Here is a 25,632-nt window from a genome sequence, read left to right as displayed (position 1 = left end):
GCCCGTCTGCCGCAGCCGCCTCGGCACCGCCGCTCCCCCGCTCGCCCGGCCGTCCACCCGGCGCCCCCGTGGTGGACACTACGTCCATGCCCCTGCGTATCTCCGACCTGCTGGCCAGGCCCGATCTCGCCCTGTCGGTCGCCTACGACGTCCCGGAGCCACTGCGCGCGCGGCCGGTCGATGCGGCGACCGTCTCGGATCTGCTGCAACCCGGCAAGTGGCTGCAGGGCGGCGAACTGCTGATGTTCGTCGGCCTGTTGCTGCCGATGGAGCCCGCCGCCTGCCGGGCGTACGTCCAGGACGTCGCCGACGGCGGCGCGGCCTGCCTGGCGCTGGGGCTCGGGCAGGGACTGCCGTACCAGGAGGCGCCCGGCCCGCTGGTGGACGCCGCGCGCGTGGCCGGGCTGCCGCTGCTGACCGTGCCGGACGAGGTGCCGTTCATCGCGGTCACCAAAGCGGTCTTCGACGCGCGGGCCCACGAGCAGCGCGAGGTACTGGCGCGGGCGTTCGCCACCCAGCGCCGGCTGACCGCGGCGGCGGCGGGCGACGGGCTGCGGCCGATGCTCCAGGAGTGGACGGAAGCGACCGGCGTGGGGGCCGCGGTGCTCGACCCGCTGGGCCGGCTGCTCGCCGCGGGCGGCGACCCCGGCACGGGGACGGACGGGGCGCCGCCGGACGAGGCCCGCGACCTGATCGAGCGGGTCGCCGCCCGCGGGCTCCGCGGCAGCGCCGCCAGCACCGTCGCCGGGCGGCAGCTGGAGGTCCAGCCGCTCGGCGCCCGCACGCTGCGCGGACTGCTGCTGCTCACCGGCCGCCCGGACGCCGCGGCCCGTTCGGTGGTACCCGGCCTGGTCTCGCTGCTCTCGCTGGAGCTGGAGCGCCGTCATCTGCACGACGAGCCGGAACGGCGCCGCAGGTCGGCGCTGCTGTCCGAACTCCTGGCCGGTGAAGGTCCCGGCGCCGAGCGGGCCCGTGACCTGCTGGCGTCGGCGGGGCTCGCCGCCGACCGGGTGCGGGGTGTCGTGGTCGAGGCGCCTGGCGGTCCCAACGACGGGGCGCGGGAGGCGGCGGCGCAGGAGATGGCCGCGGCGCTGGCGCTGGCGCTGCCCGGCGGCCTGGTCCGGGTGGCGGGCGGGACGATCGAGGCGGTGGCGGGCGAGGAATCGGGCATCCGTGAGGTGCTCGGCAGGTTCGCGCCGCACCGCCCGGCCGGTATCGGCCCCGCCACGGCGCCCGAGTCGGTCCGGGTGTCGCTGCGGCAGGCCGCGGGGCTGCTCGGCGTGAGCCGGGCGGCGGGCGAGCCGGCCGAGGCCCGGCAGAGCGAGACCAGCCGGCTGCTGCTCGATCTGGGCGACCGGCACACCCTGCTCGGCTACGCGGACAGCGTGCTGGGACCGCTCGATCTGGCGGACAACGGCGGGGAGTTGCTGGCCACCCTGGCGGCCTGGCTGGAGACCGGCGGCGCCTGGGACGCCACCAGCCGGCGGCTCGGTGTCCACCGGCACACCGTCCGCAACCGTCTGGACAAGGTGATGGCCCTCACCGGGCGGCGGCTCGACGACGCCGACGACCGCTTCGACCTGTGGCTCGCCACCCGCATCCGTCGCGGCGGCACCCCACCCGCGGGCGGCGCCGTCACCGACGCCTCGCGATGACGCCGCACCTGTACCGCCAGGACCGGGCCCGTACAGGTGCGGAGAGGGCGCTGTACCTAGGGAGTGGTGCAGATCGCGAAGGCTCTCAGGAACTGAGGGTTGGGGTCGGTGTTCGTGCCCCGGACACTCCACTGACCCGTGCTGGCGACGAACGAGTCGGTGAGGAACACTCTGAAGCCCTGGGTCACGCCACCTCCCCCGGTGGGCACCGTGCCGGCCGGACAGGCTACGGAGGCCAGGAGGTTGTCCCCTGACGGGATGGTCACCGGGGCTCCGAAGACCTGTGGGTGGGCGGCCTTCGGTGCCGCATTGCGCTTCGGGGTCTGCTGGTCCGCGCCGCTGTCGTGTGCCACGGCCGCCGTGGCCACGCCTGCGGCCAGAACCGCGACGGACAGCAGGACCGGGATACGAAGACGTCTCATCTCGACCTTCCAAGTGCCGTGATGGTGCTGGGAGTTGTGCATGCCCCCGGGATCCGCACCGACCCGGCGTGTCACCCGTTCAGCGCAAGCGGAATCGATCCCCCGCCACTCGAAAGGATTACCCTCTGTCCCGTAACCCCGCAGCCCGCCTCCGGCATCGGCGCGATGGGAGTTCCCTCGGCGAACGGGGAATCGACTCCTGGCCCGGGAAGGGGCCGGCGCCGCGGTACGCGGGCCCGCGCGATCGGCACGGAGGGCACGCGGCCGTTGCTCCCGCGTGCCTGCCGGGGCGCCCCGGCAGGCGAACCCGGCGGCCCGCATGACACCATCACCCGGCCGTACGATCACCCCCGTCACCCCGCCCGCCCCTTTCGTCGCCCCTCCCCCACCGTCTTTACTGCGAATGTGACTTACGAGACCCGAGCGACCGGCCCGCTGCCCACCGCCACCGACCGGCCCCGGCCCTCCCCTGCCGCCCGGGGCGGCAAACTGGTCGCCGTCAGCGACCTGCACGTCAGGTACACCGACAACCGCGACATCGTCGAACGGCTGGCCCCGGAGTCGGACGAGGACTGGCTACTGGTCGCCGGGGACGTCGGCGAACACGTCGACGACATCCGCTGGGCGCTCACCCGGCTCAGCGAACGCTTCGCCAAGGTCGTCTGGGTTCCCGGCAACCACGAACTGTGGACGCCGAACAACGATCCGGTGCAGCTGCGCGGCGTGGCCCGCTACGAGCACCTGGTGGAGATCTGCCGCGAGTTGGGTGTGGTGACCCCCGAAGACCCGTACCCGGTGTGGGAGGGCGAGGGCGGGCCCGCGGTCATCGCGCCGCTCTTCGTCCTCTACGACTACTCGTTCCGGCCCCCGGGCACGGACACCAAGGAGGCGGCGCTCGCCGTCGCCCACGAGGCCGGAGTGGTCTGCACCGACGAGTACTTCCTGCACCCTGACCCGTACCCCACCCGCGACGCCTGGTGCCGGGCGCGGCTGGCGGCCACCGAGGCCCGGCTCGCCGAGATCCCCGATGAGCTGCCCACCATCCTCGTCAACCACTTCCCGCTGGTACGCGAGCCGCTGCGACCGCTGCGGTACCCGGAGTTCTCCCTGTGGTGCGGCAGCGAGGCGACCGCCGACTGGCCGCGCCGCTTCCGTGCCGCGACCGTCGTCTACGGGCATCTGCACATTCCGCGGCTGCTGACCTGCGACGGTGTCCCGCACCAGGAAGTGTCGCTGGGCTACCCGCGGGAATGGCGCGGGCGGGCGAAGGAACCCGGCCGCCCGGTGCAGATCCTGCCGCCGGTGACCGTGGGAGCGACGGCGTGATCGACAAGCTGCTGCCCCGGCCCATCGTGGTGTCCGAGGCGTTCGACGACCGTCCGCTGTCCGACATGTTCCCGGAGGAACGTGCGGCGGTGGCCCGCGCGGTCCCCGCCCGTCAGCGCGAGTTCGGCACCGTACGCGCCTGTGCCCGCGCCGCCCTCGCCGAGTTCGGCATCGCGCCCGCGCCCCTGCTGCCTGGCCCCGACCGGGCACCGCGCTGGCCGGATGGGCTGGTCGGCGCGATGACCCACTGCACCGGCTACCGTGCCGCCGCGGTCGCCCGCACCTCGGACTTCGCCTCCGTCGGCCTGGACGCGGAGCCCCACCATCCGGTCAGGGACGCCGGGGTGGTCGACCTCGTCACGCTCCCTGAGGAACGCGAGCAGCTGTCCCGGCTGCGTGCCGCGCAGCCGGACGTCCACTGGGACCGGCTGATCTTCAGCGCCAAGGAGAGCGTCTACAAGGCGTGGTACCCGCTCACCGGCCGCTGGCTGGACTTCGAGGAGGCCCATCTCACCCTCGACCCGACGGACGCCACCTTCACCGCCCGCCTTCTGGTGGAGGGGCCCGTGGTCGACGGCGTCCGGATCAGCGCCTTCCAGGGCCGCTGGCTGGTGGCGTCGGGCCTGGTGGTCACGGCGATCACGGTGCCGCGCTGACGGTCCTTGCGGGTGTGCGTACGGGTGCCGGCGGAGTGGTCCGCCGGCACCCGTACGCTCGCGCGGGCCGCGGGGCTCAGCCCTCGTCGGCCGCCAGCCGCAGCGAGATGGAGTTGATGCAGTACCGCTGGTCGGTGGGGGTGGCGTAGCCCTCGCCCGCGAAGACATGGCCGAGGTGGGAGCCGCAGCGGGCGCAGCGGACCTCGGTGCGCAGCATGCCGTGCGAGCGGTCCTCGATGAGCTCCACGGCGTCGGTGTCCTTCGGGTCGTAGAAGGACGGCCAGCCGCAGTGGCTCGCGAACTTGGTGTCGGAGCGGAAGAGTTCGGCGCCGCAGGCGCGGCAGGAGTAGACACCGGCGGTCTCGGTGTCGGTGTACTCACCGACGAAGGCGGGCTCGGTGCCGGCCTGGCGGAGCACCTGGTACTCCGCGGGGCTCAGCTCCGCGCGCCACTGCTCGTCGGGCTTGTCGATCTCGTACGGCATCTGGGGTCTCCTCAGCTCAGCTGCCCAGGCGGGACAGGATGGCGGGGCCGAGGTCGGTCACATCGCCCGCGCCCATGGTGAGAACAAGGTCACCGGGCTTGGCCATTCCTGCGATCACGTCCGGGACGGCGGCGCGGTCGCTCTCGGCGGTGACGTCGGCGCCCGCCGCGCGGGCCGCTTCGATGATCAGGGCGCTGGTGATCCCGGGGATCGGGTCCTCGCGCGCCGGGTAGATGTCCAGGACCACGCAGGCGTCGGCGAGGGCGAGGGCCTGGCCCATTTCCGTGCCCAGCTCCTGGGTGCGGGAGAAGAGGTGGGGCTGGAAGACGACCAGGACGCGGCTGTCGTCGGTGGCGCCGCGGATGGCCTCCAGGTCGGCGGTCATCTCCGTGGGGTGGTGCGCGTAAGAGTCGATGACCTGGACGCCGGCCGCCTCGCCCTTGAGCTGGAGGCGGCGCTTGACGCCGGTGTAGGTGCCGAGCGCGGAGGCGAGGTTGTGCGGCGGCAGGCCCAGGGCGATGCCGGCGGCCAGCGCGGCGACGGCGTTGAGCGCGTAGTGCCTGCCGGGGACGGAGACGGTGAAGGTCAGGATCCGGCCGGTGGCGAGGGAGACGCTGACGTCGCTGGTCAGACCGCGCGGGTTGATCTTGAGGATGCGGACGTCGGCGTCCGGCGACTCGCCGTAGGTGACGACCTCGATGTCGTACCTGCCGGCGATCTTCTCGGTCAGCTCGCGGGCGCCTGGCTGGTCGGCGCAGACGACGAGGGTGCCGCCGGGCCGCACCCGGCCGATGAAGGTCTCGAACGACTCGTAGATCTCGTCCATCGAGGCGTAGTTGGCGTGGTGGTCGAGCTCGACGTTGAGGACGATGGCGACCTCGGGGGCGTACTTGTGGAAGCTGCGGTCGCTCTCGTCGGCCTCGGCCACGAAGATCTCGCCGCTGCCGTGCTCGGCGTTGGAGCCGGGTGCGTCGAGGTCGCCGCCGATGGCGTACGACGGCTTGAGGCCGAGCGAGGTCAGCGAGACGGCGAGCATGGACGTGGTCGTCGTCTTGCCGTGGGTGCCGGCGACGGCGATCGGGCGGCGGCCGTCCATCAGGGAGGCGAGCGCGTCGGAACGGTGCACCACCGGGATGCCGCGTTCGCGGGCGGCGGCCAGCTCGGGGTTGTCGTCGCGGATCGCGGAGGAGACGACGACGCTGGTGGCGTCGTCGGCCAGATGCCCTGCGGCGTGGCCGATGTGCACCGTGGCGCCCAGCTCGCGCAGGGCCTGGGCGGTCGCGGACTCCTTGGCGTCGCTGCCCGCCACCGCGGCGCCGCGCTGCGCGAGGATCTTGGCGATGCCCGACATGCCGGCTCCGCCGATGCCGATGAAGTGCGGCCGGTCCATCGAGGCTGGGATGGCGGATGCCATGGCTGGGTCTCCCTGATCGTCGCGAGCGGTCGTGCTGCCGTTGATTCTCGCACCCCGCACTGTCAGCGCCGGATCAGACCTTGCGCGGTGCCCGCCGCGACCGCCGAGGTACGGGAGTCGACACCGAGCTTGGCGTAGATGTGCACGAGGTGGGACTTGACGGTGGCCTGGCTGAGGAAGAGCTTTTTGCTGAGCTGCGCGTTGGACAGGCCGTCGGCGACGAGTTGCAGGACCTCCGTCTCGCGGCGGGTCAGCGCGGTGGCGGGCGCCCGCATCCGGTCCATCAGCCGCAGAGCGATGGTCGGCGCCAGCGCCGATTTGCCCGCCGCCGCGGTGCGGACGGCAGCCGCCAGTTCCTCGGGCGGCGCGTCCTTGAGGAGGTAGCCGGTCGCTCCTGCCTCGATCGCCGCGAGGATGTCCGCGTCGGTGTCGTACGTGGTCAGGACCAGGACGCGGGGCGCGCCCTCGCGGGCGGTGATGGCGGCGGTGGCCTGGGAGCCGCGCATCTCGCCGCCGAACTGGAGGTCCATCAGGACCACGTCGACGCCGGACCGCTCCGCGAGGGTGACGGCCTGTTCGGCGGTGGGGACGTCGGCGACGACCTCGAAGCCTGGCTCGGTCTCCAGCACGGCGCGCAGCCCGGCCCGTACGACGGGGTGGTCGTCGGCGAGCAGCAGCCGGATCGGGGTGCCGTCCTTCACGGGGTGGCCTCGCTCTCCCTCGTCCCGGTGTGCGCCGGTGCGCCGGTCCGCCCCGGCACCGGCAGGGTGACGGCGACGGCGGTGCCCTCGCCGGGGGCGGACTCGACGGCGAGGGTGCCGTGCAGCGCGCGGGCGCGGGCGCGCATCGCGGCGAGGCCGAAACCGGCGCCGGTGGCCGCGGCGGAGCCGGCCGGCGGGACGTCGCCCGGGGCGAATCCGGTGCCGTCGTCGACGACGTCCAGGGCCACCTCGGTCTCCATGTAGCTCAGCGTCAGCTCGGCGCGGCCGGCCCCGGCGTGCCGGACGGTGTTGGCGAGCGCCGACTGCGCGATGCGCAGCAGGGCGACCTCGTGCGGGATCGGCAGCTCGGTGGGCACGCCGGAGACCTGGCAGTGCACGGCGAGCCCCGAGGCGCGCGCGGTGGTGGCGCACAGCCGCTCCAGCGCCGCGGGCAGCGACCCCGCCTCCAGGTCGGGCGGGCTCAGCTCGCGGACGAACCTGCGCGCCTCGGCGAGGTTGTCGACGGCGGTCGTACGGGCGTGCCTGACGTGTCCCAGGGCGGTGTCGGCCCGCTGGGGCAGGGCGCGTTCGGCGGCCCGCAGCAGCAGCTGGATGCTGGACAGGCCCTGCGCGAGGGTGTCGTGGATCTCCCTGGCCAGCCGCTCGCGCTCGGCGAGCACTCCGGCGGCGTGTTCGGCGGCGGCCAGGTCGCTGCGGGCCGCGGTCAGCTCCTCGATGAGCCGGCGGCGCTGCTCGCTCTCCCGGTAGAGGGCCTGGTAGCCGAGGACGACGGCGACCGCGACGGCCGCGCCGAGCACCGGGCCGATGACCGTGCCGACGTTGAGGGTGTGGGTGTGCCGGGCGAATCCGGCGATGGCGACCGCGGTCGTCCCGGCGACGGCGGGCAGCGCCCAGCGCGTCGGCAGCAGGTGCAGCTGCACGAAGAAGAACGGGAAGGCCAGCCAGATGCCGTCCTGGGTGAGGGCCAGCAGCACCATCCACACGACGGCCACGACACCCAGCCACAGCGCGGCGGCGCCGGATGACGGACGGACGCGGAGCAGCGCGGGCCCTGCGGCGTAGCAGGCGAACAGCACGACGGCCGTGACGGTGACGGCGGCGGCGTGCGGGGCGTGCTCCGCCACCGCGCGGGCCGCGGCGAGCGCCAGCAGTGCGGCCACCATCAGGTGGAGGCAGCCGCGCAGCACGCGCAGGACGGGGGTGAGGGAAAGGTCGGTCACGGCCCCTCCAGATTAAGGGCCGCCTCCGGGGGCGGCATCAATCGAAAGGTGGAGCGCCCAAGCCCCCTTTCGACTCCGGTGAAGCACTCCCCGGCGCGATGCCCGCGCCCCCTGCCGGGCGCGACGGTGGAGCCAGTCGCCGGGCACCGGGTCCGGACGCCGCGAGGAAGGAAGGCCGGACCTGTGTTCGTCGCCTGGAAAGACCTGAGATTCGCCAGGGGCCGGTTCGCCCTGATGGGCACCGTCATCGTGCTGATCACGGTGCTGGTCGGCCTGCTGTCGGGGCTGACCGCGGGCCTGGGCCGGGAGAACACCTCGGCGATCACCTCGCTGCCCGCCGATCACCTGGTGTTCTCCGCCCCGGCCGACGGCGGCACGGTGTCCTTCGCCGATTCCCGGCTGCCCGGCAAGAGCGTGCGGGGCTGGTCGCAGGTGCCGGGTGTGGAGAGCGCCGAGCCGCTGGGCATCGCCACCGCCAAGGCGGAGGCGGGCAGCAGGACGGCCGCCCTGTCGGCGTTCGCCGTCCGGTCCGGCTCGCGGCTCGCACCGGAGGCGGGCAAGATCGCCGACGGCCGGGCGGTGCTGTCTCAGCAGGCCGCCGACGACCTGGGGGCGCGGGCCGGCGATGCGATCACCCTGGGCGGCCGGACGGTGCGGGTGGCGGCGGTATCCGGCGCGGCGATGTACAGCCACACGCCGGTGATCTGGACGTCGCTCGGTGACTGGCGTGCGCTGCCCGGCGGCTCCGGCGGCGCGACCGTGCTGGCCCTGACCACCTCCGGGTCGCCCGACCTGGCCGCCGCCGACGAGAAGCTCGGCACCCGTACCGTCACCGCAGCCGCCGCGCTGGACGGCATCGGTTCCTACACCGCGGAGAACGGCTCGCTCCAGCTGATGCGCGGCTTCCTGTTCGCGATATCGGCGCTGGTCATCGGGGCGTTCTTCACCGTCTGGACGATTCAGCGCAGCGGCGACGTGGCGGTGCTCAAGGCGCTGGGCGCCTCGACCGGCTATCTCCTGAAGGACGCGCTCGGCCAGGCCGTGGTCCTGCTGGTGCTCGGCACCGGCGTCGGCACCGCGCTCGCGGCCGGACTCGGCGCCGCGGTCGGCGGGACCGTGCCGTTCGTCCTGGATCCGTCGACCGTGCTGGTCCCCGCGCTGATCATGATCGCGCTCGGTGCCGTGGGCGCCGCGCTGTCCATCCGCCGCATCACGTCCGTTGACCCGCTGACCGCCCTGGGAAGTGTCCGATGAGCCTCGAACTGACCGACGTCACCCTCACCTATCCCGACGGCGGCGCGCGGCTGACCGCCCTGGACAAGGTGTCGCTCACGGTGCCGGCCGGCACGCTGACGGCCGTGATCGGCCCGTCGGGTTCCGGCAAGTCCAGTCTGCTGGCGGTGGCGGCGACGCTGATCACGCCGGACAGCGGCCGGGTGGAGATCGCGGGCCGGGACACCGCGGGGCTCGACCGCGGCGGCCTGACGGCGCTGCGCCGCACCACCATCGGGACCGTCTTCCAGCAGCCGAACCTGCTGCCCTCGCTGACCGCGGCCGAGCAGCTCCAGGTGATGGCACATCTGGACGGCCGCTCACCCCGTAAGGCCAGGGCGCGGGCGCTGGAGCTGCTGGCCTCCGTCGGCCTGGCCGATCAGGCGGGCAAGCGTCCGCACCAGTTGTCCGGCGGCCAGCGGCAGCGGATCAACATCGCGCGGGCGCTGATGAACGACCCCGCGGTGCTGCTGGTGGACGAGCCGACCAGCGCCCTGGACCACGAGCGCGGCGCCGCGGTCCTCGACCTGCTGACCACGCTCACCCACCGGCGCGCCACGGCGACGGTGCTGGTCACCCACGACCGCTCGCACCTGGACGCGGTGGACGCGGTCGCGGAGGTGACCGACGGGCGGCTCACCGGGGCGTAGGGCCGAGCCGCACGGCAGACCCCGGCTCAGCCCTCCGTGGCCTGGGCCGGGTCGTCGGGTGCGTGGGAGAACAGCTTGAGCACCGGTACGCCCACCTTGTGCCGGGCCCGCGAGGCCCAGTCGCGGTGGAAGAACTCCTCCACGAAGTGCGGGGTGGTCAGCACGATCACCTCGTCCGCACCCGTCTCCTCGACCATGGACCGCAGCAGATCCAGCGGGTGGTGCTCGACGAGCTTGCCGGTGGCCTCGGCCCCGGCGTCCCGCAGCGCGGCGAGAGTGTGGGCCAGCGCCTGCTCGGCCGACGCCTCCGCACGGCTGCCTTCCGGCTCCTCCCCCTCGCGTACGGCGTCGTCGAACTCGCCGAGTGCGACGTCGTCGATCGCCCGCAGCAGGATGTCCTGCGCTCCGCGCGGCTGCATGAGGACGACGAAGGAGACCTGATCGTCGCCGTGCAGGGTGGTCACGAAGTCCACATCGGCGGGCGTCAGAGGCTTCTCGATCATCAATACGCTCGTGATCACGACGGGCGCCCTTCTTCTCTTCTTCCGGGTCGCCGCATGGCACGGCACCCCACAGAAACCATCCTGCCCCGTCGCCACCGGGGCCTGTTGACATCCAGTTTGCCCAAAGGAAGCGAAGCGGAACGGGTAATTCCGCTGATTGTCAGCTTCGACGGTAGTGGGTGAACAAGAACCCGGCCTCTTCCAGTACGGACACCAGACCGAATCGCTCGGGCACCGGGACGGCGGGGCCGCGCATGATCCGGGGCGCGTCTCCCACCGCCACGACCGGCGCCAGCGAGAGACACATCTCGTCCAGCGCCCCGGCCGCGGCGAACTGCCCCAGCAGGGCGGGGCCACCCTCGGTGAGCAGCCGACGGTACCCCCTCCCGCTCAGCACACCTGCCACCCGGGCGGGGTCGACGCCGAGCCCCTCGCCGGCGAACAGCACATCGGCCCCGGCCTCCTGTGCCGCCGCCACCTTGCCGGCGGGCGCCCCGGCCCCGGTCAGCACGACCGTCGGCACCAGCGGCGCGGTGAACAGCGGCAGGGTGAAGTCCAGGCCGAGCCCGGCGCTCACGATCACGATGGCGGGGGCCTGAGCCTGCCCCGCAGCCGCCCGCCGCGCGGCGAACGCCTCCCGGGCGCGGGCCGGCCTGTACCCCTCCTGACGAACCGTTTCCGCGCCGACCACGACAGCATCCGCCAGCCCCCGCAGCACGCCGAAGATCCGCATGTCGGCGGCCCCGGACAGCGGCTGCGAACGGCCGTCGTGATGAGCCGCGCCGTCCAGCGACGCCACCATGTTCGCGCGCAGCCACCCGGCACGTCCGGCCCGCACCGGATCGTCGGCCGCCGGATACGCGTAGGAGTCCGCCAGTTCGTCGAGCGTCCACTCGCGGTCGGCGGTCACGGCGTCCCCGGGCGGAACGGCCGGGTCGGGAAGCGGGTACAGGCGTCGCATAGGCGGCAGTGTGACATGCCTCGCCCTGCGCACCTGGCCACACCGCTCAGCGACTAAGCTGGAGCGTTGTGTCGTCTTCCCAGCACTCGTCGTCGTCCTCCTCCGCACCGTCCGCTCCGATAGCCGGGCCGCCGGGCAGCGGGAGTGCGGGCGCCCCCGTCGCGCTGAGTTCCCGCGCCCCGCACGTCCCCGCGGACCGGCTCGTCGCCGAGATGGTGCCGCCGCCGCGCTTCCAGGGCGCCCGCTTCGACACGTACATCCCCGACACCGAGCAGCCGAGCCAGGCCGAGGCCGTCCAGGTGCTCGGCACGTTCGCGGCGGGCATCGGCGGCTCAGCGGACGCCGGCGCAGCCAAGCGCCGCTGGTTCGCCAAGAAGCCGGCCGCGCCGAAGGGCCCCCGCGGTGTCTACCTCGACGGCGGCTACGGCGTCGGCAAGACGCACCTGCTCGCCTCCCTGTGGCACGCCACCGACGCGCCGCCCGAGCGCAAGGCGTTCGGCACCTTCGTCGAGCTGACCAACCTCGTCGGCGCGCTCGGCTTCCAGCAGACCGTCCGTACCCTCGGCGAGCACCGCCTGCTGTGCATCGACGAGTTCGAGCTGGACGACCCGGGCGACACGGTGCTGGTCTCCAGCCTGCTGTCCCGGCTGGTGGAAGCCGGTGTGGCGCTCGCCGCCACCTCCAACACGCTGCCGGGCAAGCTCGGCGAGGGCCGGTTCGCCGCCGCCGACTTCCTGCGCGAGATCCAGGGCCTGAGCGCGCACTTCCGGCCGCTGCGCATCGACGGCGACGACTACCGCCACCGCGGTCTGCCCCAGGCCCCCGCCCCGTACGACGACGAGACCGTCACGCGCACCGCCCACCGCACCCCGGGCGCCTCGCTCGACGACTTCCCCTCCCTGCTCGACCACCTGTCCCAGGTGCACCCCAGCCGCTACGGCGCGATGTGCGACGGCATCCGGGCGGTCTGCCTCACCGACGTCCAGGCCGTGCCCGACCAGTCCACCGCACTGCGCCTGGTGGTACTCGCCGACCGGCTCTACGACCGTGAGGTACCCGTCCTGACCTCGGGCAAGGCGTTCGACGAGCTGTTCAGCGACGAGATGCTGCGCGGCGGGTACCGCAAGAAGTACTTCCGCGCGATCTCCCGGCTGACGGCGCTGGCGCGCGACGCGGGCCCGCTGGTCACCCCGTAGCGGACGGCCGGCCACCGCTTCGGGCACCCGGAGGCGGCGTCCGGCCCGGCTGGTTCCCGGCGGCCGGAGGGCGTGGTACACACATGCGCATCACGTCACCTGTCCGCCAGCAGGGAGTTGCCCATGTCCGCGACACGACGTCAGATCCTCTCCAGAACCGGTGCGCTGGGCGCCGGCATCGCCTTCACCGGGAGCTTCTCGGAACTCTTCGCCGGAACCGCGACCGCCCGCGGCATGGGACAGCGCGGCTACGGGCCGCTGGTCCCCGACCCCGACGGCCTGCTCGACCTGCCCGAAGGCTTCCGCTACCGGGTGCTCTCACGCGAGGGCGACCCACTGGTCTCCGGCGAGGGCAAGGTGCCGAGCAACTGCGACGGCATGGCGGCGTTCCCCGGCCTCCCCGCCGCCCGCGGGCGCACCCACCTGGTGCGCAACCACGAGAACCGCACCGGCTCCCGCTCCCCGGTGCCGACCGTCCCCGGCCTGACGTACGACCCGGGAGCCGAGGGCGGCTGTACCGCGCTGGAACTGGACGCGGACAACTCCGTACGCTCCGAACGGGTCGCCATCGCCGGTACGTCCACCAACTGCGCGGGCGGCCACACCCCGTGGAACACCTGGCTGACCTGCGAAGAGACCGAGCATCTGGCCGGTGAGGAGAACTACACCAGGGACCACGGCTTCATCTTCGAGGTCGATCCCTACGATCCGCGCCGCACCGGAGCCGTGCCGCTGACCGCGATGGGCCGCTTCCAGCACGAGGCGATCGCGGTGGATCCGGGCACGGGCACGGTCTACGAGACCGAGGACGCCTTCGAGAAGCCGTTCGGGCTCTTCTACCGCTTCCTGCCCCACAAGCCGCGCGGCGGACGCGGTTCGCTGCGGGCCGGCGGCCGGCTCCAGGCGCTGCGGGTACCCGGCGTCCCCGACCTGTCCACCGTCCAGCAGCCCGGCACCGTCCTCGACCACCTGACCTGGGTGGACGTCCCCGACCCGCTGGCCCGCCACACCCCCGTCCGCTTCCAGGACTTCGGGCCCGGCGGCATCACCCACGCCCAGAAGCTGGAGGGCTGCTACTGGGGCGGCAGTTGCGTCTACTTCGTCTCCAGCTTCGCGCACAGCGCGGAGGGCTCGGCCGCCGACCACTACGGCCAGGTGTGGAAGTACGACCCGAAGCGGCGTCGGCTCACGCTGGTCGTCGTCTTCGGTCCTGACAGCGACCTCCAGCTCCCCGGTGAGTCCCCCGACAACATCTGCCTCGCGCCGAGCGGCGGCCTGATGGTGTGCGAGGACGGCGGCGGCGCCCAGCACGTCTTCGGGCTGACCCGGCGCGGCCGGGTGTACGCCATGGCCCGCGGCCGGCAGAACATCGGCACCCCGCAGAAGCCGGAGTGGGGCGAGTTCGCCGGCATCACCTTCTCCCCCGACTTCCGCAGCATGTACGTGAATTGCTACACGCCAGGCACCACCTTCGCGGTCACCGGACCCTGGTCGCACTGACCCGGCGGCCGGCTGCCGGGCCGGACGGGCGCCGGCCCGAAGAAGCGAGCTAGCCGGAGCAGGCCGAGCGCTCCGCCTCCTGCCATGCGCAGACCGGGCAGAGCACGAAGCCGGGGCAGGTCTCGGGGTACTCGGTGGGCTCGCCGCACAGGACGCAGGCGGCGGGCGGCGCCGGGGCGGGCGTCTCCTGCGCGGGGCCCGGGGCGCCGTCCGTCCCGGGCCCGCCGGTGCGTCCCGTACCGGCGGCGCCCGCTTCCGTGCTCATCGGTGCCGCGCCGTCCGTCCGCCGCTCCCGCTCGTCCATACGGCCGAGCCTACGCCCCTGGGTGCGGGCCCTGGTCCGGCGTCAGCCGCGGCGTGCACTGAGGGCGCAGGTGGCCGTGACGGCGGCGGCAGCTATCAGGAAGGTGGCGGCCAGCGGCAGCCACGGGACGGTGATCGTGCCGTGCGCGGAGCCGGTGACCAGGCCGCTCACGGCGGCGTTGGCGGGGGACGCGCCCAGGACGAGCAGCAGCAGCGCGGCGGTCAGTCCGGCCGGTATCGCGGATGCGGTACCGCGCAGCACCGGCCGGTTGCACAGCACGCCGGCGGCCGTGCCCAGCAGCACGCAGGACAGGGCCGTCAGCAACCCGGCGAGGGTTGCGGGCAGGACGGGCACGGCCACCCGGTGGTCGGATGAGTGCGGGTCGGAGAGCAGGGCGACGAACGCCGTGCCGGCCAGGGCGAACAGCCAGGACGCGAAAGTGGCGGTCAGTACGGCGGCGAGGTGCACCCGGCCCGGCCCGGCCGCCGCGGCGGCGCAGTGCCGGGCGGCGGGCGGTTCGTCGGTGAGGCAGATCCGGGTCAGCCAGACCGTGAGGGGCAGCAGCGGGGCCGCGGCCCAGCCGTAGGCGTCGAGGATCGGGCCGCCGGTCTGCACGCCGATGGCCAGGAACGCGGCGTAGCAGATGGCCGGCGGCAGCCAGCGGTGCGAGCCGGTCAGCAGGGCCGCCTGGTAGCGCAGGAGTGCGGTCATGGCAGGGGTGCTTCCTCGGAGTGGACGCTCCCGGCGCTGCCCGGCGGACCGCTTCGGAGACTGTCGCAAGGCGGCGGGGAGCTTGCAGGGTGGTCGGCCGGCGGAGCGTCTGCGGGGTGGGCGGCGGCCGTGACCGAGCGGATGTGCCAGGGCGGGCGCGCGGTGAGCAGCGCCCGCAGCAGGGCGTCGGAGTGGGCGGCGGCGACGGTCAGCCGGACCGTGCCGTCCGGGCCCGTCGCGGTACGGGGTCTGCCGGGCAGTTCCGCACCGAGGATGCCGGGCGGTCCCGCGGGCCGCGCCGGACCTCCGTCGGCCTCGATGGTCACCTGCGGTCCCGTCGCGGGCCCGCCGTCCGGCGCGGGCCCTTCCGCCTCGGCCCGCAGTACTCCGTCCACCACGCGGTAGCGGGCGTCGGCGGCGCCCGCCAGGCGGCGCGGGTCGTGATCGACGAAGAGGACCGTGCCGCCGTCGGCCACGCGCTCGGCGACGGCGCGGTCGAGGACCTCGCGGGCAGCGGCGTCCAGGCCCGTCCACGCCTCGTCGAGCACCAGCAGTCCGGGGGCGGCGAGCAGCGCCTGGGCGACCGCGACCTTCTGGCTGGTGCCTTTCGACAGGTCGGCGAGCGGCGTCTTCGCGTGCCCGGCGGCGCCGAACCGCTCCAGCCACTCGGCGGCGCCGCGGGCGGCTGCCGGTCCGCTCAGGCCGTGTATCCGGCCGAGGTGGGTGAGGTAGCCTGCGGCGGTGAACGGCATCGCGGCCGGGAAGCGTTCGGGCACGTACGCGGTGCGCGGGCGGCCGGTGATCCGCCCGGTGGTGGGCCGGTCGATGCCCGCGCACAGACGCAACAGGGTGGACTTCCCGCTGCCGTTGGTGCCTTCGACCCGCAACAGCGCCTGCCCGGGAAGGTCGAGCCGTACGTCCCGCAGCACCCAGGGGCCGCGTACGCCGTACCGCCTGCCGACTCCGTCCAGCCTCATGAGATCCCCCCGACATCCCGTCTCCCGCACCTGTCAACGCGGGCCGCCGCGGCTGGGTTCCCGTCGGCCTCGCCCCGTTTCCGTTTCCGTGCCGGCCCGTCGCACCGGCCCGCGGGCCCCGGTTCAGGTGGCTGGCAGACTGGGCGGGTGACCAGCACCGAGACCACAGGACCCGACCCCGCCGAGCCCACCGGATCCACCGCGCCGGGCGGCTCCCCGGGCAGCAGCCCGTTCCACCACGAGGAGACCGACCGGGACGCCGCGCCGCAGTTCGTCCTGCCGCTCGTCGTCCACATCGAGCGGGCCGGACCCCCGGCGCGTACGGACGCGTTGGTGACGGCCGCGCGGGCGGTACTGGTGCTGCTGACCGACGAGCGGGCCACCGGTGATGGCGACTGGGCCGCGGCGGTACGGGACTGGCAGGACGCCAGGATCCGCAAGGTGGTGCGGCGGGCACGCGGCGCGGAGTGGCGTCGCGCGCAGGCGCTGCCCGGCATCACCGTCACCGGGGAGCGCGCCGAAGTGCGGGTCTACCCTCCGGTGCCGCTGGACGGCTGGCCGAAGGACCTGGCCCGCCTCCAGGTCTCGGGCACCGACCTGGACGACCCGGAGCCGCCTGCCGCGCCGGCCGACGGGGTGCCGGTGCTGTGGTGCAATCCTGAGCTGGAGATGTCGGCGGGCAAGACCATGGCCCAGACCGGGCACGGCGCGCAGCTGGCCTGGTGGGAGCTGTCCGAGCCGGAGCGCGCCGCCTGGCGCGCGGCCGGTTTCCCCCTGGCCGTGCGGACCGCGTCGCCTGACGCCTGGGAAGAGCTGACCCGCAGCGGGCTGCCGATGGTCCGGGACGCCGGATTCACCGAGATCCGACCGGGCTCGGCCACGGTCGTCGCGGATCACCCCGCCCTTCGCACACGGTGACCGGCACCGCCCGCGATCTCCGTGCATGAGCTTCCACAGGAGTGGGTGGGATCGCCCCGGGCCGGCCTCTGTCGTGGCGCGGCCGTCGATTGCCGTGGAGGGGCGGCCCGTTGGTCCCGGTTCTCTCCGGCGGGGGGGGTAGCCCTACCTGGAGCGGGAGGGTAGCGGGATCGCTCCGGGCGGCCACATCCGGAAAAGCTGGGTCCGGCATATACCGCTGGTTTCCCAACGATTCCACAGGAGTTGGCACGTGCGTGAGCAGGCATGGCAGAGGCTTCGTTCTTCCAGGCGGCAGCAGCGGAACGGCCGGTGCGCAGCCGTGCCGGCCGTGGCTGCGGTGGCCGTCGGCGTCCTGATGATGGGCGCCCTGGCGCCGCCCACAGCGTTCGCCGCCGCCGGGCCCGACACCGTCCAGCAGGGCCTGAACGCGCTGGTGCGCACCGACGGCCTGCCCGCCGCGCTGGCGAGCGTCAAGGACCGCGAAGGCCACACCCGCACCTACACCGCGGGGGTCGGCGACCTGGCCACCGGAGCGAAGGTGCCCGACGACGGGCAGGTGCGGATCGGCAGCAACACCAAGACGTTCACCGCGGTGGTCGTACTGCAACTGGTCGGTGAGGGGAAGATCCGCCTCGACGCCCCGGTCGACACCTACCTGCCGGGCCTCGTCCGCGGGGAGGGCATCGACGGACGCCGCATCACCGTCCGTCAGCTCCTCCAGCACACCAGCGGACTTCCCAACTACACCGACTACGACCTTCAGCTCCGGCACTACGAGCCCCGCGAGCTCCTCGACATCGCTCTCCGGCACAAGGCGCACTTCGCCCCCGGGACGAAGTGGGAGTACAGCAACACGAATTACGTGCTGGCCGGGCTGATCGTCCAGAAGGTCACCGGCCGCCCCGTCGCCGAGGAGATGGACCGGCGCATCATCCAGCGCATCGGGCTGCGCCACACCTACTTCCCCGCCCCCGGTGACGCGTCCGTCCGAGAGCCCCACCCCAAGGGCTACACCCAAGATTCCGCAACCGCGCCGCTGCGCGACGTCACGGAAATGGACCCCTCCTGGGCCTGGGCGGCAGGCCAGCTGATCTCCACCAACTCCGACCTCAACAGGTTCTTCACCGCGCTGCTGGCCGGCCGTCTCCTCCCGGCGGCCCAGCTCGACCAGATGCGCACCACCGTCCCCGCCGAAGGGACCTTCGGCCCCGGCGCCCGCTACGGACTGGGCCTCGTGAGCATGCCGCTGTCGTGCGGCGGTGTCTCCTGGGGTCACGGCGGCAGCATCCCGGGATACGAGACCCGGGGCGGCGTCACCGACGACGGCCGCGCCGCCAACGTCGCGGTGACCCTCCAGCCGATCGACGAGGCCGCCATGGAGCACGTCGGGAAGGTCGTGGACACGGCCCTGTGCCGCTGAACCACGCCCGGCCGGCTTCACACCGGCTTCTCCTTTGCCTTTCCAAGAGTTTCCGGGATTCCCCGGCATGCGCGTCCCGGTACGTCTCGTCGTAGCGCTCATGGTGGGTGAACAGGCACGTTTTACGGACGTTGAGAGCTCCGGCGAACGCTCCCCTGATCCCGCATGCGAGACCGGTGAAGAGCGAGACGGAGCACAGGCGCGTCCACCACAAAGGGCGTCGCCATGCTCCGTTCCGCAGGCCGGTGGCGAGGCGGAAAAGGTTCCGCAGGTTCCACGGCAGCCATGCGAAAAGAATCACCGAGAGGGCAAGGGCCGAGGCTTCTTTCATGCCGTTCGTTCTCTCCGTTGTCACCGGACGGAGCGGACGCAGGTGCGGGCGGACATGGGGCCCGCGGAAAGGCCGCGGCGCCCGGCCCGTACCGTACGGCTCATGCTGACCTCTCTCCTCGGCTTCACGGTGGTGGCCGGACTGCTGACGATCTCGCCCGGCCCCGACTTCGCCGTGGTGCTGCGGACGGCGCTCGGCTCCGGGCGGCGCGCCGCGCTGTGCAGCGCGCTGGGCATCGCCGCCGGCTGCTTCGTCTGGGGCCTTGCCGGTGCGGTCGGCCTGACGGCGATGCTGTCCGCGTCCCAGCTGGCGTACGACGTCCTGCGGGCGGCCGGTGCGCTGTACCTGATGTGGCTGGGCTTCCGGGCGCTGCGCGGCGCCCGGCGGATACGGCGGGCCCCGGGGGCGGCGCAGCGGACCGCCGGTACCGGGCGGCCCGGCACGGCGGCGGCCCATGGGGACGACGGCCAGGGAGCGGAGCGGGACGGCGCGGCCGGGCCTCCGGAGACGCCGCGGCGCGCGTTCCGTACCGGGCTGCTCACCAATGTGCTCAACCCCAAGGTCGGGGTGGTCTACATGTCGCTGCTGCCGCAGTTCATCCCGCACGGCGCCCCGGTCGTGACGACGACCCTGCTGCTGGTGGCCGTGCACGCGGCGCTGGGTGTCCTGTGGCTGGGCGCCGTCGCGCTGGCCGTCCACCGGGCGCGCGCCGTTCTCCAGCGTCCCCGAGTGCGGCAGCGGCTGGATCAGGCCACCGGTGGTGTGCTGCTCGCGCTGGGGGCGGCCGTCGGGTGGGAAGCCGCACGCTGAGCCTGCGGCCACGGGGCGCCGGTGACCCGGCCCCTCGCTGCGCGGCATCGCCGCACGTAGAAGCTCAAATTCAGCTCTGAAACCCGCGTCCACAGGATTCGGCGGGGCGTACCGGGGCGAGGAATACCGCACCGCACGGAGCGGGGAGGGGGACGTATGGAGCGCCTCGGTACGGGTATCGGATGGCGGCCGGAAATCGCCGCGGACATCGCGGGGCTGTCCGGGGTGGACTGGGTGGAGGTGGTGGCCGAGAACCTCTGTCCCGGTCATCTGCCGCCCGCCCTTGAGGAGTTGCGCGGCCGGGGCATGACGGTCGTGCCGCACGGTGTCTCGCTGGGGCTCGGCGGCGCCGAACGCCCCGACCCCGGCCGCCTGTCGGCGCTCGCCGAGCGCGCGGTGGCCCTGGACGCGCCGCTGGTCACCGAGCACATCGCGTTCGTCCGCGCGGGCGGGCTGCCCACCGGCTCGCCGCCGCTGGAGGCGGGACACCTGCTGCCGGTCCCCCGCACCCGGGACGCCCTCGACGTGCTGTGCGAGAACGTCCGGATCGCCCAGGACGCACTGCCCGTGCCGCTGGCCCTGGAGAACATCGCGGCGCTGGTCAACTGGCCGGGCGAGGAGATGACGGAGGGCCAGTTCCTCACCGGGCTCGTCGAACGCACCGGCGTGCGCCTGCTGATCGACGTCGCCAACCTGCACACCAACCACGTCAACCGGGGCGAGGACCCGGCGGTGGCGCTGGACGGGATGCCGCTGGACGCCCTCGCGTATGTGCACGTCGCGGGCGGGGTGGAGCGCGACGGGGTGTGGCACGACAGTCACGCGCACCCGGTGACCCGGCCGGTGCTCGACGTACTGGCCGCGCTCTGCGCCAGGACCACGCCGCCCGGTGTGCTGCTGGAGCGCGACGAGGACTTCCCCGGGGCCGGGGAGCTGGCCGGCGAACTCGGGGCGATACGCGCCGTCGTGGAGGAGGCCCGTGGTGCCGAAGCGGCCTGAGACGGCGAACGGGCCCGGCGCGGGGCAGGACGGGACGGCACCGGATCCCCCCGCGACGACGGGCATCACAGAGATATCCGGCGCCGACGCCGCCAGGCAGCGGCTCGCGCTCGCGCAGACGGCGCTGCTGTCGGCCCTGGTGGCCGGGGCGCCGGTCCCGGACGGCTTCGACCACGAGCGGCTGCGGGTGCAGAGCCGGGCGCTGTCGGCCAAGCGGGCGTCGGTGGTCGCGAAGGTCGCACCCGAGCTGCCCGGCATCCTCGGCGCCGGCTACCGGCCCGCGTTCCTCGCGTACGCGCAGGGCCGCCCGCTGACCGGCGGCCACCGGCAGGACGCACTCGACTTCGCCGCCCATCTGCTGGCCCAGGAGCGGCCGTCCGACCCCGCGGCTCGGCAGCGGCTGACCCGGTGGTGGCAGGACCGCGCGGGGCCGAGGCCGCCCCGCTCCGGCCCGATGTCCCGATTCGTGCGGGCCGTACGGCTCGCCTTGCAGCGGAGGTGACCGCGGTGTCCTACCCAGCCTGGGTGTATCTGGCGACGGGCCTTTCCTCGCTGGTACTCGTCGTCGGCACGCTCGTCGCGCGCCGGCCGAAACAGAAGATCCGGCTCGTCGACGCGCCGACCCACGACGTGGCGGAGATCGCGTTCCTCAACGGCGGTCCGGCACGCGTGGTGGACGCCGCCGTCGCCGCCCTGCACGAGGACGGCAGGCTGGCGGTCGGCGGGCCCGGCGTGGTGACCGTACGCGAGGCGACGGCCAGGGACGCCGTCGAGGCGGCCGTGCTGGACGTGATCGCCAAAACCCCAGGCGGCTCGCTGGTCGCCGTACGGGCACGGGCGATGGCGAGCCCCGCCGTCCAGGAGATCGGCGACCGGCTGGCGGACCGCGGGCTGCTGCGGCACCCGAAACGCGGCCGGGGCTGGCGGCTGTGGGCCCGGCTCCAGATCGCCGCGTGCGCGGTGCTGTTCCTGGTCACCGTGCTGCTGACGCTGACCGGCGACTTCGGGGACAACGATCACGGGGTTCCCACCGTCGTCGCCATCATCCCCGCGGCGATCGTCGGGATTCTCATCGGCGCGTTCTGCGGGTCCTCGCCCCGGCGGCTCACCGCGCCCGGCGCCCTCGCCCTGCGCGCCGCGCAGGCCACCTACGGTGCTCGGTCCATCAGCGGGGAGATGCTGCCCGCTGCGCTCCTGGTGGCGGTGGGCGGCGCGGCCCTGCTCGGCGACGAGATGCTCCGCCAGCATCTGACGGATGCTCAGCTCGCGATGGCCACGGCCGCGCCCGGCGGCTCCACCGGGTCCTCACCGGGTGACAGCGGCTGGACTTCGCCGGGCGACGTGCCGGGCACCGCCTGGTGCGCCGGCTCCGACGGCGGTTCGGGATGCGGGGGTTCGAGCTGCGGCGGCGGAGGCGGCCACTCCGGAGGCAGTCACTCCGGGGACGGAAGCCACTCGTCATGCGGAAGTCATTCGTCGTGCGGAAGCCACTCGTCGTGCGGTGGCGGATCCTCGTGCGGCGGTGGCAGCAGCTCCAGCTGCGGCTCCAGCTGCGGCAGTTGAGCCACCACGAGAGGGCGCACACCCGCCCGCCGGCGCGCACCCCGTCCCCGCGGGCGCGCCCCCTCCCCCACCAGCGACCCGGCCCGCCCTGTCGGGAGGGTTTCCGCATACTGAGAAATGGCGTGGCGGCACGGGCGCCGTTCCCGTAGAACCACCGCCATGTGGCTCCTCTTCCTCGCGGTCGCCGTGGCCGCCGCCGTCATCTCCTGCGTCCGGGTGTGCCGTGCGGCGGCCGTCCCCCTGCCCGGTGACGCCGCGTCACACCCGCCCGGCCCCCGCGAGCCGGACGGGGCGACCCTGTACGAGACGGCGTTCCTGGCCGGCGGTCCCGACCGGGTCGCCGATGTCACGCTGGTGTCGATGGCCAGGCAGCGCCGGCTGCTGCTCGCCCACACCGGCTGGGCCACCGTCGTCGACCCGGTCGGCCGGGACGCCGTCGAGTGCGCCGTGCTCGCCGCCATCGGTCCCGGCGGGCAGCACCGGATACCGGCGGTGCGCGAGGGGCTCGCCAGGACCGCGACGCTCCGCTCCCTGGCGGACGGTCTGGTCGCCACGGGCCTCACCCCGTCGGCGACCGGCCGCAGCGGTGTCGACGCCGCGGTCCGCCAGGTCCGTGCCGCCACCCTGCTGATCCTGCTGGCCGCCGCCGCTGCCGTGTGGTCGGGCCCGCAGGGCCTCGGCACCGGGCTGCTGCTCGCGTGGTTCGCGCTGCCCCTGGTCCTGACGACGGGCACCTGGGCGATGGCACGCATCGAGGCCCGCCCCTCCGTGCGCTGGGCGACCACCGCGGGCGAACACCTGCTGCGCCGGGCCGCCGCGCGCGTCACACCCGACGGCGGCGGGCACCGCGCGGGGGGCCGCGACCCCCTCACCGCGCTCGCCCTGCACGGCCCCCGCACCCTCGCCGACCCCACGCTGCGGGCCGCGCTCCACTCTTCCGGGGCATAGCGCCCGACACCGGTGCCCGGTGCTTTACTTCGACAACCCCCACCCGAACTATCCCTTTTGTATGCACGCAGTGCGGCCGAACGAGGAGGGTCGCGCCGTGCGCCACACACCATACGAAGGGACGGCTCGTGAGAGCACTCGCGTTGTACGGGACCATCGGGTCGCTGGTTTTGAGCGCCCTCGCCACCGCACCCGCGGACGGCGCCACAGGGGCATCGGCCGCGCCGCCCGCGCCCGTTGTGCACCCCATCTCCTTCGGCCGCTGCGCGCCCGTGGAGCATCTGCCGTCGACCGTGGAATGCGGCACCCTCACCGTCCCCCTCGACTACGCGCGCCCCGGAGGCAAGAAGATCAACCTCACGGTCAGCCGGATCCGCGCCACCGCGCCCAAGGAACGGCAGGGCGCGCTGATCTTCAACCCCGGCGGGCCCGGCGGCTCCAGCATGGAATTCCCGCTCTACGGGTCGCTGCCCGAGTGGCGCAGGACCGCCCGCGCCTACGACTTCGTCGGCTACGCGCCGCGCGGCGTCGGCCGGTCGGCGCCGCTGTCCTGCCAGGACCCGGAGAAGTTCGCGAAGGCGCCGTCGGACAGCCAGGCGCATCCCACCGAGGCGTTCAAACGGCACAAGACCGCGCAGGCCAAGGCGTACGCGCAGGGCTGCGCCCGGCGTGCGGGCGGCGACCTGCCCTTCTACAACTCCGTGAACAACGCCCGCGACCTGGACATGCTGCGGGCCGGCCTCGGCGAGCGGAAGCTGACGTTCATGGGCGCGTCGTACGGCACCTACTTCGGGGCCGTCTACGCCACGCTCTTCCCCGGCCACGTCCGCCGGATGATCTTCGACAGCATCGTCGACCCCGACCCCCGGCAGATCTGGTACCGCAACAACCTCGACCAGAACGTCTCCTTCGAGGGCCGCTGGAACGACTGGCGCCGCTGGGTCGCCAAGCACCACGACGTCTACCACCTCGGCACGTCAGCGCAGGCCGTCCAGCGCGCCTACGACACGGTGCTCCAGCAGGTACGCAAGCATCCGGCGGGCGGCAAGGTCGGGCCCGCCCAGTTGCAGGCGTCGTTCCTCAACGTCGGCTACAACGACGCCTATTGGCCGCTGCGCGCCAAGGCGCTGGCCGAGTACGTGCGGGGCAACCCGAAGCCGCTGACCACCCAGGCGGCATCGCACCGGGAGGACGCGGCCGACGCGGAGAACAGCAACGCCGTGTACACCGCCGTCGAGTGCAACGACGCCTCCTGGCCGCGCGATCTGCGCACCTGGGACCGGGACAACACCGACGTCGCACGGGTGGCACCGTTCGCGACCTGGGACAACGCCTGGATGAACCTGCCGTGCGCGTTCTGGCCCCAGCCGGCGGACTCGGCGGCCGACGGCCTGACGGCGGCGGTCGGCAAGGCGGCGGGCGGCCCGTCCAAGGATGCGCGCGGCGGCGCACCGGCACCGGGCGGGGACGCCATCGCCGAGGCCGCGCGCCAGGTGGCGGCCACCGAGGCGGACGGCGCGCTGCACCGGCGGCACGGCCCGGTCGACATCCGTACGGCGCCCGGCGCGCTGCCGCCGGTGCTGCTGCTGGCGGCCGAGCGGGACGGGGCGACGCCGTATCCGGGCGCGCTGGAGCTGCAACGCAGGCTGCCCGGCTCCTCGTTGGTCACCGAGCAGGGGTCCGGCACGCACGGCATCGCGCTCGGCGACAACGCCTGCGTGAACAAGTACACCGAGGCGTACCTGCTGGACGGGAAGATGCCCGCGCACCGGGCCTACTGCGGCCCGCGGGCCGAGCCGCGCCCCGACGCACAGTCCGAGAGGTCCCTGCGGGCGCTGAAGCCGCACGTGGCGGTCCACCCGTAAGCGGAACGGCACTCCGGACGCGGCTGCGGGCCGCCCTTCCCCGGGCGGCCCGCTGTGCTGTCCGGGTCAGGCCAGGCCGGCGACCAGCTCGGCGACCGGCTTGCGGCGGCCCGTGTAGAACGGGACCTCCTCGCGGACGTGGCGGCGCGCCTCGGAGCCGCGCAGGTGACGCATCAGGTCGACGATGCGGTACAGCTCGTCGGCCTCGAACGCGAGGATCCACTCGTAGTCGCCGAGCGAGAACGACGGCACGGTGTTGGCGCGGACGTCCGGGAAGCCGCGCGCCATCTTGCCGTGGTCGGCGAGCATCTTGCGGCGGTCCTCGTCGGGGAGCAGGTACCAGTCGTAGGAGCGCACGAACGGGTAGACGCTCACGTAGTCGCGGGCCTTCTCGTCGGCGAGGAACGCCGGGATGTGCGACTTGTTGAACTCGGCGGGGCGGTGCAGCGCCATGTTCGACCACACCGGGTCGAGGGCGCGGCCGAGCCGGGTACGGCGGAAGAGGTTGAACGCCTCCTGGAGCGCGTCGGAGCTCTCCGAGTGCCACCAGATCATGACGTCGGCGTCGGCGCGCAGGCCGGACACGTCGTAGGTGCCGCGCACCACGACGTCCTTGGCGGCGAGCTGCTCGAACAGCTCCTCCACCTCGTCGGCGAAGCCGCTGCGGTCCTCGGGGAGGATCTCGCGCAGCCGGAAGACCGACCACAGGGTGTAGCGGATGGTCTCGTTGAGGTCCTTCGCCTTCTTGCCGGCGTTCGGGGCCTTCTCCGGGCTGGTCTGTTCAGGGGCGGAAGCGTCAGTCATA

24 protein-coding genes and 1 pseudogene are annotated in these 25,632 nt (G+C 73.7%); 14 read left to right on the top strand and 11 right to left on the bottom strand.

What is annotated here, in order from left to right; genetic code table 11:
- Positions 1-86 precede the first annotated feature (86 nt).
- The gene (locus tag ACGFNI_RS27520) at positions 87-1,655 is read left to right on the top strand and encodes a PucR family transcriptional regulator (protein ID WP_393687349.1); all 1,569 of its coding nucleotides are present in this window, start codon (positions 87-89) and stop codon (positions 1,653-1,655) included.
- A 56-nt stretch (positions 1,656-1,711) separates the two neighbouring features.
- Here the strand turns inward: ACGFNI_RS27520 and ACGFNI_RS27515 are convergent, their stop codons facing one another.
- Positions 1,712-2,077, bottom strand: a complete 366-nt coding sequence (locus ACGFNI_RS27515; RefSeq protein ID WP_393687348.1) for a hypothetical protein — start codon at positions 2,075-2,077, stop codon at positions 1,712-1,714.
- 405 nt (positions 2,078-2,482) lie between these two features.
- Here ACGFNI_RS27515 and ACGFNI_RS27510 point away from each other — a divergent pair, with 405 nt between their 5' ends.
- A complete protein-coding gene (locus tag ACGFNI_RS27510; protein WP_393687347.1) occupies positions 2,483-3,403 on the top strand; it encodes a metallophosphoesterase family protein in 921 nt (306 codons plus the stop codon).
- Positions 3,400-4,059, top strand: coding sequence for a 4'-phosphopantetheinyl transferase (locus ACGFNI_RS27505; protein WP_393687346.1), 660 nt, complete (start codon positions 3,400-3,402; stop codon positions 4,057-4,059). The genes ACGFNI_RS27510 and ACGFNI_RS27505 overlap by 4 nt, the downstream gene beginning before the upstream one ends.
- 76 nt (positions 4,060-4,135) lie before the next feature.
- Here the strand turns inward: ACGFNI_RS27505 and msrB are convergent, their stop codons facing one another.
- The 4 genes from msrB to ACGFNI_RS27485 form a co-directional block, all read right to left on the bottom strand.
- Positions 4,136-4,543 carry a peptide-methionine (R)-S-oxide reductase MsrB gene (gene msrB, locus ACGFNI_RS27500; RefSeq protein ID WP_393687345.1) on the bottom strand — a complete coding sequence of 136 codons (408 nt, stop codon included), beginning with the start codon at positions 4,541-4,543 and terminating at the stop codon, positions 4,136-4,138.
- Between the two features lie 16 nt (positions 4,544-4,559).
- Positions 4,560-5,957, bottom strand: a complete 1,398-nt coding sequence (gene murC / locus ACGFNI_RS27495; protein ID WP_393687344.1) for a UDP-N-acetylmuramate--L-alanine ligase — start codon at positions 5,955-5,957, stop codon at positions 4,560-4,562.
- A 62-nt stretch (positions 5,958-6,019) separates the two neighbouring features.
- Positions 6,020-6,658: a response regulator gene (locus tag ACGFNI_RS27490; RefSeq protein WP_393687343.1), complete on the bottom strand. Its 639-nt coding sequence runs from the start codon at positions 6,656-6,658 to the stop codon at positions 6,020-6,022.
- A complete protein-coding gene (locus tag ACGFNI_RS27485; RefSeq protein WP_393687392.1) occupies positions 6,655-7,842 on the bottom strand; it encodes a sensor histidine kinase in 1,188 nt (395 codons plus the stop codon). Before ACGFNI_RS27485 ends, ACGFNI_RS27490 begins: the two co-directional genes overlap by 4 nt.
- Positions 7,843-8,082: 240 nt before the next feature.
- On the opposite strand from ACGFNI_RS27485, the gene ACGFNI_RS27480 reads away from it, so the two are divergent.
- A complete protein-coding gene (locus ACGFNI_RS27480; RefSeq protein WP_393687342.1) occupies positions 8,083-9,153 on the top strand; it encodes an ABC transporter permease in 1,071 nt (356 codons plus the stop codon).
- Entirely contained in the window at positions 9,150-9,821 is a 672-nt protein-coding gene (locus ACGFNI_RS27475) for an ABC transporter ATP-binding protein (RefSeq protein ID WP_393687341.1), read from the top strand. The genes ACGFNI_RS27480 and ACGFNI_RS27475 overlap by 4 nt, the downstream gene beginning before the upstream one ends.
- Before the next feature lie 26 nt (positions 9,822-9,847).
- On the opposite strand, the gene ACGFNI_RS27470 is transcribed toward ACGFNI_RS27475, so the two are convergent.
- Both ACGFNI_RS27470 and ACGFNI_RS27465 read right to left on the bottom strand, forming a co-directional pair.
- Positions 9,848-10,324, bottom strand: a complete 477-nt coding sequence (locus tag ACGFNI_RS27470) for an indole-3-glycerol phosphate synthase (RefSeq protein ID WP_393687340.1) — start codon at positions 10,322-10,324, stop codon at positions 9,848-9,850.
- Between the two features lie 160 nt (positions 10,325-10,484).
- Positions 10,485-11,285, bottom strand: a complete 801-nt coding sequence (locus tag ACGFNI_RS27465) for a dihydrofolate reductase family protein (protein WP_393687339.1) — start codon at positions 11,283-11,285, stop codon at positions 10,485-10,487.
- 119 nt (positions 11,286-11,404) lie between these two features.
- Here ACGFNI_RS27465 and zapE point away from each other — a divergent pair, with 119 nt between their 5' ends.
- Positions 11,405-12,481 carry a cell division protein ZapE gene (gene zapE / locus ACGFNI_RS27460; protein WP_393687391.1) on the top strand — a complete coding sequence of 359 codons (1,077 nt, stop codon included), beginning with the start codon at positions 11,405-11,407 and terminating at the stop codon, positions 12,479-12,481.
- A 123-nt stretch (positions 12,482-12,604) separates the two neighbouring features.
- A complete protein-coding gene (locus ACGFNI_RS27455) occupies positions 12,605-13,981 on the top strand; it encodes an alkaline phosphatase PhoX (protein ID WP_393687338.1) in 1,377 nt (458 codons plus the stop codon).
- Between the two features lie 49 nt (positions 13,982-14,030).
- Here ACGFNI_RS27455 and ACGFNI_RS27450 read toward each other — a convergent pair whose 3' ends face one another.
- Genes ACGFNI_RS27450 through ACGFNI_RS27440 form a run of 3 tightly spaced genes read right to left on the bottom strand, consistent with a single transcriptional unit; the run spans position 14,031 to position 15,973 of the window.
- Positions 14,031-14,285, bottom strand: a complete 255-nt coding sequence (locus ACGFNI_RS27450) for a hypothetical protein (RefSeq protein ID WP_393687337.1) — start codon at positions 14,283-14,285, stop codon at positions 14,031-14,033.
- Positions 14,286-14,327: 42 nt separating this feature from the next.
- Complete coding sequence (locus ACGFNI_RS27445) at positions 14,328-14,996, bottom strand: ABC transporter (RefSeq protein WP_393687336.1); 669 nt, start codon at positions 14,994-14,996, stop codon at positions 14,328-14,330.
- Complete coding sequence (locus ACGFNI_RS27440) at positions 14,993-15,973, bottom strand: ATP-binding cassette domain-containing protein (protein ID WP_393687335.1); 981 nt, start codon at positions 15,971-15,973, stop codon at positions 14,993-14,995. Before ACGFNI_RS27440 ends, ACGFNI_RS27445 begins: the two co-directional genes overlap by 4 nt.
- Positions 15,974-16,120: 147 nt before the next feature.
- Here ACGFNI_RS27440 and ACGFNI_RS27435 point away from each other — a divergent pair, with 147 nt between their 5' ends.
- From ACGFNI_RS27435 to ACGFNI_RS27405, 7 genes and pseudogenes are all read left to right on the top strand, one after another.
- Positions 16,121-16,891 carry an aminoacyl-tRNA hydrolase gene (locus ACGFNI_RS27435; RefSeq protein ID WP_393687334.1) on the top strand — a complete coding sequence of 257 codons (771 nt, stop codon included), beginning with the start codon at positions 16,121-16,123 and terminating at the stop codon, positions 16,889-16,891.
- 319 nt (positions 16,892-17,210) lie between these two features.
- A complete protein-coding gene (locus ACGFNI_RS27430; RefSeq protein ID WP_393687333.1) occupies positions 17,211-18,311 on the top strand; it encodes a serine hydrolase domain-containing protein in 1,101 nt (366 codons plus the stop codon).
- Positions 18,312-18,744: 433 nt separating this feature from the next.
- Entirely contained in the window at positions 18,745-19,452 is a 708-nt protein-coding gene (locus ACGFNI_RS27425) for a LysE family translocator (protein WP_393687332.1), read from the top strand.
- Positions 19,453-19,608: 156 nt separating this feature from the next.
- Positions 19,609-20,953: pseudogene (locus tag ACGFNI_RS27420) on the top strand (DUF692 domain-containing protein).
- 5 nt (positions 20,954-20,958) lie between these two features.
- Entirely contained in the window at positions 20,959-22,014 is a 1,056-nt protein-coding gene (locus ACGFNI_RS27415; protein ID WP_393687331.1) for a TIGR04222 domain-containing membrane protein, read from the top strand.
- Between the two features lie 159 nt (positions 22,015-22,173).
- Complete coding sequence (locus ACGFNI_RS27410) at positions 22,174-22,962, top strand: TIGR04222 domain-containing membrane protein (RefSeq protein WP_393687330.1); 789 nt, start codon at positions 22,174-22,176, stop codon at positions 22,960-22,962.
- Between the two features lie 128 nt (positions 22,963-23,090).
- On the top strand, positions 23,091-24,827 hold the full coding sequence (locus ACGFNI_RS27405; protein WP_393687329.1) for an alpha/beta hydrolase: 1,737 nt from the start codon (positions 23,091-23,093) through the stop codon (positions 24,825-24,827).
- Between the two features lie 66 nt (positions 24,828-24,893).
- Here the strand turns inward: ACGFNI_RS27405 and hemQ are convergent, their stop codons facing one another.
- Positions 24,894-25,631 (bottom strand): hydrogen peroxide-dependent heme synthase, encoded by a 738-nt coding sequence (hemQ, locus tag ACGFNI_RS27400; RefSeq protein ID WP_393687328.1) that lies wholly within the window; start codon positions 25,629-25,631, stop codon positions 24,894-24,896.
- Between the last annotated feature and the right edge of the window lies 1 nt (position 25,632).

This window comes from Streptomyces sp. NPDC048644 (genome assembly GCF_043199105.1).
Taxonomy (GTDB): Bacteria; Actinomycetota; Actinomycetes; order Streptomycetales; family Streptomycetaceae; genus Streptomyces.
Note: the sequence above shows the minus strand (reverse complement) of the source record. Positions and strands in the feature narration are given on the sequence as shown.